We start from the raw sequence: 7,836 nt of genomic DNA, 5'->3' as shown, positions 1-7,836 counted from the left end.
CTTAGTCCCACTCTGATAGCAGTCGGGTCCGGCAGGATCAACCGGAGTCAATCCATATTTTTTCTCGTTAAAGAGAGTACGGCCGGACAACTTGGTAATTGTGCGGATCGCAACTGTATCGTCGTCGTTTCGTCGTATTTGGGTTTGCACGTATGACCTATGTCGGATCCAATGTTGACATCGAATCCCCATGATATGAGCGCAACTGGAGGTCAGTGAATCACAAAATGGCACAATGCCAACATCATCACCGACGCCGCCTTGATGTTACGTTCGAACATTTTCTTTACAGGTTGTAAATATAAATCTTTACAACGAGCGTAAATCGTGAGAGAACACATCACTACCGGGCCACTGCAAGCGTCCGATTTAGTGTTGATTAAAGCTTGTACAAGCTTGCTAATAAAGCCTTTGGCACATTTCTCCCTACAAAAACATAGTTCCAGTGATCTAGCTCGTCTTTCAGTTTCTTTCTATAGATTATGCAATTCCCGGCCGTTTTCTTGAAAATCTGGATCTGCCATACAGTCTAAATACGGTGCGCACAAAGCTACCGCAAATGTACGGCAACGCCCAAAAACCCGGCGCAGGCAAGCCAAACAGGCTTGCCAAGGAGACGAGCCCCTACCTTCTGCAACATGCATACAACCCTGTCGACTGGTACGCGTGGGGGGAAGAAGCTTTGGAGAGGGCCAAGAGGGAGGACAAGCCCATCTTTTTGAGCGTCGGCTACTCGGCCTGCCACTGGTGCCACGTGATGGCGCACGAGTCTTTCGAGGACGAGGAGACTGCCAGGATAATGAATGAGAACTTTATCAACATCAAAGTCGACCGTGAGGAGCGGCCCGACATTGACGACATTTACCAGAGGGCCTGCCAGCTTGCGACCGGGACCGGGGGCTGGCCGCTCTCGGTGTTCATGACTCCTGACCACAGGCCGTTCTACGTCGGCACGTATTTCCCAAAGGACGGCAGGGCGTACAGCGTGCCAAGCTTCAAGACCATCCTTCAGCAGCTGTCAGAAGCCTACAGGACGAAAAAGAACGAGATCGAGGCCGCAAGCGCCGAGTTCATGACCGCGCTGGCGCAGACGTCGGGCGATGTTGCTGCCGGCGCAGCAGCAGGAACAAAGGTAGAGCGTTCCATCCTGGACGAGGCGGCAGTCGGCCTGCTCCAGATGGGCGACACCATATACGGCGGCTTTGGCCAGGCTCCCAAGTTCCCAAACGCCTCAAACCTGCTGTTCCTGCTCAGGTATTACGACATCTCTGGCATTGCCCGCTTTCGCGATTTCGTGATTTTTACGGCAGACAAGATGGCGCAGGGGGGCATACACGACCAGCTGGGCGGAGGCTTTGCCCGGTATTCGACGGACCAGAAATGGCTAGTGCCGCACTTTGAAAAGATGCTGTACGACAATGCGCTCCTTGCCCAGCTTTACGCAGAGCTGTACCAGATAACCGGCGACAAGGAACGCCACCTTGCGATAGTGAGAAAGACGCTCGATTTTGTGCTTGCCGAGCTCACGCATCCCGAGGGCGGCTTTTACTCGGCGCTTGACGCCGACTCGGAAGGCGAGGAGGGCAAGTTCTACGTCTGGTCCAAAAAAGAGATCCGCCAGGTCCTGCAGGACCCGCTTGCCGTCGACGTCTTTTGCGAGCACTATGGTGTCACAGACGGGGGCAATTTCGAGTCGGGCAACATACTGAACGTGCGCTCGCCTGTGGCGGCCATCGCGCAGCGGCATGGCAAGTCGCCGGAAGAAATAGAAAAAATAATCGCCGCGGCTTCCGCCAGTCTGCTTGCCGAGCGGGAAAAAAGGGTGAGGCCCGGCCGGGACGAAAAGGTTCTTACTTCGTGGAACGGCCTCATGATTTCCGGCTTTGCCAAGGGCTACGCAGTCACGGGCGACGAGAAATACCTGCAGGCTGCAAAGAAAGCAGTCGCCTTCATAGAGGGCAGGCTCGCCTATCCTCAGGAAGGCAGGCTGTTGCGCACGTTCAAGGACGGCCAGTCCCGGCTCAACGCCTACCTCGACGACTATGCATTTTACGCAGGCGGCCTGCTGGACCTCTTTGCAATCGAGTCCCGGCCCGACTATCTGGAAAAGGCCGCAAAATACACTGACTTTATGCTGGCCCACTTTTGGGACGAAAAGGAGGGCAACCTCTTTTTCACGTCAGACGACCACGAGCAGCTTATCGTGCGCACCAAGAACCTCTACGACCTGGCGATACCGTCTGGCAACTCGGTGGCGGCGTCCAACCTGCTCCGCCTGCACCACTATACGCAAAACTCCAACTACCTGGACAAGGCTGCCAGGATAATGAAGTCAGGCGCAAGGCCGGCTGCCGAGAACCCCTTTGGGTTTGGGCAGCTCCTGATCTCGATGTACCTCTATGTCAAAAAACCCGTCGAGGTGACTGTGATAAGAGGAGGAGACAGCACCGGCAGGAAAGAAGAAAGAGGTGGCGATCTGTCCCGCATGCTCTACAGCACATTCCTGCCTGACGGCATAACTGCCAACGTTACGCAAAAGCAGGACCTTGACGCCCTCCAGCGGTATGCGTTCTTCAAGGGCAGGGCTGCTACAGGTGAAGGCGAAACCGCCTTTGTGTGCAGGAACTTTACGTGCTCGCTCCCCATCAAATCAAAGGAAGAGCTTGTACGGCAGCTTGGGATTACGCCCCGGCCTTCCTGATCTCTATCGTTACCCGCTCGCCCACCCGGGGGCTGCCCATCTTTTCATAGCGGCGACGGGGCATCGAGATCTGCATCGTGGTCTGGGCGTAAGACGACCTCACCACGGTCTGCGGCTGCGCCCGCAGCATGGCCTCGAGGATGGGCTTGATCTGCTCCTTGACCTCCTTGTCCACAATCGCCCGGTCGACTGCTTCCAGCATCATCTGCTGCTGCGACACAGTTTCAAGCTCGACGTCTTCTGCAAGCACAAGCGTGACCATCGCGCCTGTGTCTGTCATTTGGGTTATCCGAAACCTGCTGCCTGAATCGTCCTGCTGCGGTTGTTGTTGCATGCCCATATACAAAATATGATAGAGGCGGTGGTGGTTACTAAATCAATCCCTAAAGAACTCTTCTTCTTCCATCTCTTTCTGCTTCCACATCAGGTAGACGAGGACGCCGGCGCTTATCATAAAGACGACGATGTTGACGGCAAACACAGACAGGTCGACGCGCATGTTCATGACGTACAGCCGGACAAACGCGTAGGCGACTGCGCCAACCATTGCTGCCATGCAGGCGATGATGCCATAGCGCAACGTCCTTTTCTTTCTGTCCATCTGCCGCGTGTTCTGTTGCCATTGCATGCGTATAACTTTTAACCAAAGCACTGCTTACAGGATGTGTGCAGCTGGTCAAAAAGTTCGAGATCAAGTCGAGGCAAAAGATGATCGACTTTATGAACAGCCAGCCGGTAGGCAGGGTCGCCTCGATAGACGCGTCAGGGTACCCGCAGGTGATCCCGATGAACTTTGTATATGCCGACGGGGCAGTCTACATGCACTCGCACCCGTTTGGCGAAAAGATAGGCAACATGCTGCGCAACCCCAAGGTCGGCTTTGAGGTGGACCAGCACGTCTGCTTTCTGCCCTCCTATTACTTTCACCCGACAGACGCGTCGCAGGCAGACACGCTCTACATCAGCGTGGTGGTAAAGGGCAAGGCGATGCTCGTGCAGGACGGCAGGGAAAAGGCCGCCGCGCTCAACGCGCTCATGGAAAAGTACCAGAAGGAGGGGCGGTACGAAAGGCTGGACGAGCACATGCCGGTGGTGCACGAAGTGGCAGTCATCAAGGTCGTGCCAGACGAAATGCGCGGGAAATACAAGATAGGCCAGCACTGGTCTGGATCCTACAGGTTAAAGATGGCCCGGCTGATCATCGAGCGGGAAGGGCTTGCAGGCGCCCTGCCTGCCCTTGCCGTGATGGGCATACGTGTGGAAGGCGACGGCAACCCCGTGATAGAGCGGGAGCCGGAGATGTAAGAATGGTCTGCACCACCCACCGCGACTTTTTCGATGACGCCTGCCCCGAATGCAGGCAAGAGTACCTGGAGATGAAAGGGGCAAACGACGTATCGAGAGAACCGGCCTACAAAGAGTTTACAGAAGAGAGGGCAAAAAAACTGTACGAGGAGGTCATGCTCCAGTACCTGAAAGCCGGCGCAGACGAGCTTGAAGCGGCTGGGAAGGCAAGGGCGGTGGTGCGCAAGCAGTGCGCAATACGTAACATGCCCTTTTGGCCGTGGCTCTGATGATGATCCATCTATGGCATCAGGTCAGGCTGCGATCCTCTTTTTTTTACTCCCCGCCGGGTATATCATCTGGCCGACTTCCTTGTACATTTTCAAGAAATGCCTCCCCTTTTCCGTGGTGTAGTACTCTTTTTCTTCTTCAACGTATTCCAGCAAGCCGCCCTCCAACAAGAGCTCCAGGTACTCCTTGAGCTGCGGGAACGACAGGAACGCCCTGTACATGATCCGAGTCTTTATCGCGCCACCCTGCGCTATCTCTAATATGGCGGCCGCGATATCCATCCTGCTCCTATACTTCACGCGATTTTTCTAGCACTCATCAGTTAAATGTGTGTTCTAATAAAAAACCAGAAAAAAGTTCTGTGAATTTACTCCACGTCTATCTTTTCTTTCCTTTCTTTGCGTGACGGTGGCGGCAGCCCTTCCTGCCCGTCCAGTTTTTTCAGCTCGGACAGCAGGAACTGGCGGTACTTGTTCCGGTCCTCCCGGCTTATCGCCCCGGGATTGGAGCTGATGGCAGTGCCTATGCTTATCACGCGGTCTATCAGGTCGGTCGCAAGCGCCTTGCCCACCGTGCCCACGCGCAGCATGACGTCGAGCTGCTTTTGCACCACGCTGTTGAGCGTCTCCAGGTCGCCTATTATTGCAAGCCCCTTGCTCGTTATGGCGTACCTGCCGCCCTCGACCTCGCTGACCAGCCCGTCGTCGAGCAGCCTGCCAAGAAGAGGATAGATGAGGCCCGGCGACGGCTTCCACCTGCCCTCCGTCTGGGCTATGGCCTTGTCTATTATCTCCTTGCCCGTCATCGGCTTCTCCTTCAAAAGCGTCAGTATGTAGTGGCGCGAAAAGCCCCTTGGTATTGAGCTTCCCACTCTTGCGAACCATTCGCTTATCATATCTCTAGCGATATCACATGCGATATTTCAACCTATCGCTAGCGATAGCTCCTAGATCACTTTTATATTACAAAGATCTAGTCACCACAGTTGGTGCTCTACGTCGGCAATATTCCCAAAATGGAAGTCCATAACCTATTGCTCGAGACAAGGAACTGCCAGCTTGGCCTGATAGGCTCCGAGGACAGGGAATATTTCAACTCGCTAAAGGAGGCCCACGACAGGGGCTACCACAACTGCATACACTGCATAGGCCCGCCCCAGATAAAGCGTGAGAGGAAAAAGAGGCAGGTCAGGGCAGATAACAACCGCCTTTGAGCAGTCAAAAGCGTTGCATAATGGACGTGGCGTGTTGCGATTTCTCTGGACGCGGCAAATAGTTTCCACGCTCGTCTGGACGGATAAGATGGCCGTTTGAGCATCGTTATGCCAAAAGATACAATGGCATACTGCAGAGTGCAATGGGAGAACAGATCATCTATGGGGTGCCTGGCTTTGCGCCAACGCTTGCGGCAATGCAGACGGCGTGGAAAATAGCAGGCAACAGGAACGGTCGTCAGGGGACGGCGGAGGGGGACTGAAGGTGTCGTCGGGCAGGTATTTCAACAAGGGCGTAAAGGCGCTTGACTCGCCGCATGTAGGTCACGTCGTGCGCGAGGCCGACGACTTGCTGGTGGTCTTTGGGGCCGGCGGCGACAGGTACGACATACCCAAGGACAAGATAAGGTTTGCAAGCGGCAACGTGCCTGTAGACCTGCCGTTCCACGAGATAGTGAGGAGATACAGGGTGAGCCGCGACCGGCCCCTGCCTTCTTCAAGCAGAGAAGACCTGCCAGGCAGCAACCCGGATGGCGACATAGACTTGGCGTCGTACGAGAAAAAGTACCCAGACTCGCTCTTTAACAAGGGCGTTAGAACGCAGGACGAGGAGCACGTCGGCCACGTGATGAAAGAGACCAAGGACAGGATAATGGTGCGGGGCCATTACGACTGGCGCTTTGACGTGCCCAAAGACAAGATAATTGCGGTTGGCAGGGACGTGATTCTTGGATTAGACTATGGCGAGGCATTCAAGAAAGAATTACAAGGTGGACAGGGAGGCGCCGCTGCCCGAATAGACAGGCAACGCAGGCAGGCCGGAAAACGCGTGTACATGCATCTTTCTTTCCTGTCCTACACCTTGGCTGTGGCGGCGGTAGGAGGAGCAGCGGTGAGCACCTGAGCCAGCTCGCGGAATATCGAGTTGGCGCTCACGTCGACGAGGTTGAGCGTGCCGTTCTCCCTTACCACCTGCCGCTCAAACTTGTCTTTCCTTGCAAACACCACAGACGAATAGTGTATCGTGCCCTTCAATTTTTCCTGAACGACGCTGTCCGTGTCCGGAAAAGTGGTGTGCTGGAACACTATGCCATTGCACCAGTTCATCGACGATATGCCCCCGCCTGCCGCGCGCGCCTGCGACAGGACTAGGCGGACCAGGTCGTCAAAGCCGTACTCGATGACTTCATGCACTATCAGCTTTTTCCAGGGCTCTACGATGACCTGCAAATCCTGAATGTCTGTGGGCAGCCGCTATAAAAAAGGGGAGGATGGGGAGGAGAAGAAGGCAGGTAGACAGAGCCCTCCACAACAGCCATTCAGACGATTGGGCCTTCCTTCCGACCCCAAAGCCGCGTCGTGAAACCGCCTCACCGTCATTTATATGAAAAAGAAGATGGTGATGATGATAAGTATAATAGGTATGGAAACAACTATTCCATAACCACTTTTTGGACAAGTCAGAGGTTTTCGACGAGGCAAGAAAGGCCGCATGGACGTCCATATGGACGCTGGTTGGAATAGGCGTCGCCGAGATAGCCATCTCGGTGGTCGTCGCAGGCAGCCTCACGCTCTTTGCCGACGGCCTCGACTCGCTTGCCGACGCGCTGGTCTCGTTCGTCGTCTGGTTCGGCATACGGATGCTCCACAGGCCAAAGAGCAGGATCTTTCCGTTTGGCTACGCCAAGATAGAGAGCCTGGCCGCGTTCATCGCGGCAGTAGTCATCCTGTTCCTTGGCGGCACCATAGTCTACAACGCGTACCAGCACTTTCTGCACCCGCAGGAGGTGGGCAACTATCCGGTCACGATGGCGACCCTTGCAGGAGCCGGCGCAGTCTCGCTCCACAGGGCGTTCAAGGTCAGGAGCGTAGCCAGAAAATACGACCTGATATCGCTCAACCTAGACGCCAAGAACTCGATAAAAGACGGCACGGCCTCGTTTGTGGGCCTTGCAAGCGTCATAGCGGCCTTTTTCGGAGTGCCCTACATGGACGCAGTCGGCGGCGTCCTGATTGCAGGTTATATCTTTTACATGGCCTCGACTGCGCTCAAAGAGTCCGCCCTGGTGCTTGTGGACGCGGTCAAGAACCCCGAGCTGCAGGGCCGCATCACCCGCTACATAGAGGCCACGTACAAGGTAAAGGTGGAAAAGGTGCTGCTGAGGCCGGTGGGCTCGGACTTTTATGCGCAGGTGCATGTCGAGCTTGACAAGTCTATGAGCCTTGAGCAGGCAAACAAGATACTCGTCGAGATACGGGGCGCAGTGATCAAGCAGTTCGAGGCCGAGGACGCGGTGGTCATCCCCAAGCCTGTCTGAGGGCCTGCCCTGCAAAATTTTCAATACTT

General features: G+C 55.2%; 11 protein-coding genes. 6 read left to right on the top strand and 5 right to left on the bottom strand.

Annotated elements, in window-relative coordinates; genetic code table 11:
- Positions 1-559: 559 nt before the first annotated feature.
- Positions 560-2,701, top strand: coding sequence for a thioredoxin domain-containing protein (locus WKI84_RS09310; protein ID WP_337863274.1), 2,142 nt, complete (start codon positions 560-562; stop codon positions 2,699-2,701).
- On the opposite strand, the gene WKI84_RS09305 is transcribed toward WKI84_RS09310, so the two are convergent.
- Both WKI84_RS09305 and WKI84_RS09300 read right to left on the bottom strand, forming a co-directional pair.
- Positions 2,682-2,981: a hypothetical protein gene (locus tag WKI84_RS09305; protein ID WP_337863273.1), complete on the bottom strand. Its 300-nt coding sequence runs from the start codon at positions 2,979-2,981 to the stop codon at positions 2,682-2,684. The two genes, WKI84_RS09310 and WKI84_RS09305, sit on opposite strands and share 20 nt — an antisense overlap.
- A gap of 96 nt (positions 2,982-3,077) precedes the next feature.
- Complete coding sequence (locus WKI84_RS09300; protein ID WP_337863272.1) at positions 3,078-3,302, bottom strand: hypothetical protein; 225 nt, start codon at positions 3,300-3,302, stop codon at positions 3,078-3,080.
- A gap of 65 nt (positions 3,303-3,367) precedes the next feature.
- Between WKI84_RS09300 and WKI84_RS09295 the strand changes: the two genes are divergently transcribed.
- Together WKI84_RS09295 and WKI84_RS09290 are read left to right on the top strand one after the other, a co-directional pair.
- The gene (locus WKI84_RS09295) at positions 3,368-4,006 is read left to right on the top strand and encodes a pyridoxamine 5'-phosphate oxidase family protein (protein WP_337863271.1); all 639 of its coding nucleotides are present in this window, start codon (positions 3,368-3,370) and stop codon (positions 4,004-4,006) included.
- A gap of 2 nt (positions 4,007-4,008) precedes the next feature.
- Positions 4,009-4,275, top strand: coding sequence for a hypothetical protein (locus WKI84_RS09290; RefSeq protein WP_337863270.1), 267 nt, complete (start codon positions 4,009-4,011; stop codon positions 4,273-4,275).
- A 24-nt stretch (positions 4,276-4,299) separates the two neighbouring features.
- Here WKI84_RS09290 and WKI84_RS09285 read toward each other — a convergent pair whose 3' ends face one another.
- A complete protein-coding gene (locus WKI84_RS09285) occupies positions 4,300-4,575 on the bottom strand; it encodes a winged helix-turn-helix domain-containing protein (protein ID WP_337863269.1) in 276 nt (91 codons plus the stop codon).
- Positions 4,576-4,643: 68 nt separating this feature from the next.
- A complete protein-coding gene (locus WKI84_RS09280) occupies positions 4,644-5,147 on the bottom strand; it encodes a PadR family transcriptional regulator (RefSeq protein ID WP_337863268.1) in 504 nt (167 codons plus the stop codon).
- A 144-nt stretch (positions 5,148-5,291) separates the two neighbouring features.
- On the opposite strand from WKI84_RS09280, the gene WKI84_RS09275 reads away from it, so the two are divergent.
- Together WKI84_RS09275 and WKI84_RS09270 are read left to right on the top strand one after the other, a co-directional pair.
- Positions 5,292-5,489 carry a hypothetical protein gene (locus tag WKI84_RS09275; protein WP_337863267.1) on the top strand — a complete coding sequence of 66 codons (198 nt, stop codon included), beginning with the start codon at positions 5,292-5,294 and terminating at the stop codon, positions 5,487-5,489.
- A gap of 208 nt (positions 5,490-5,697) precedes the next feature.
- On the top strand, positions 5,698-6,393 hold the full coding sequence (locus WKI84_RS09270; protein ID WP_337863266.1) for a hypothetical protein: 696 nt from the start codon (positions 5,698-5,700) through the stop codon (positions 6,391-6,393).
- On the opposite strand, the gene WKI84_RS09265 is transcribed toward WKI84_RS09270, so the two are convergent.
- Positions 6,345-6,719, bottom strand: coding sequence for a hypothetical protein (locus tag WKI84_RS09265; RefSeq protein ID WP_337863265.1), 375 nt, complete (start codon positions 6,717-6,719; stop codon positions 6,345-6,347). The two genes, WKI84_RS09270 and WKI84_RS09265, sit on opposite strands and share 49 nt — an antisense overlap.
- 221 nt (positions 6,720-6,940) lie before the next feature.
- Here WKI84_RS09265 and WKI84_RS09260 point away from each other — a divergent pair, with 221 nt between their 5' ends.
- Positions 6,941-7,807 carry a cation diffusion facilitator family transporter gene (locus WKI84_RS09260; RefSeq protein WP_337863264.1) on the top strand — a complete coding sequence of 289 codons (867 nt, stop codon included), beginning with the start codon at positions 6,941-6,943 and terminating at the stop codon, positions 7,805-7,807.
- Positions 7,808-7,836 lie beyond the last annotated feature (29 nt).

It is taken from the genome of Nitrososphaera sp. (assembly GCF_037447015.1).
Classification (GTDB): Archaea; Thermoproteota; Nitrososphaeria; order Nitrososphaerales; family Nitrososphaeraceae; genus Nitrososphaera.
This window is presented reverse-complemented; position numbering and strand designations above follow the sequence as displayed.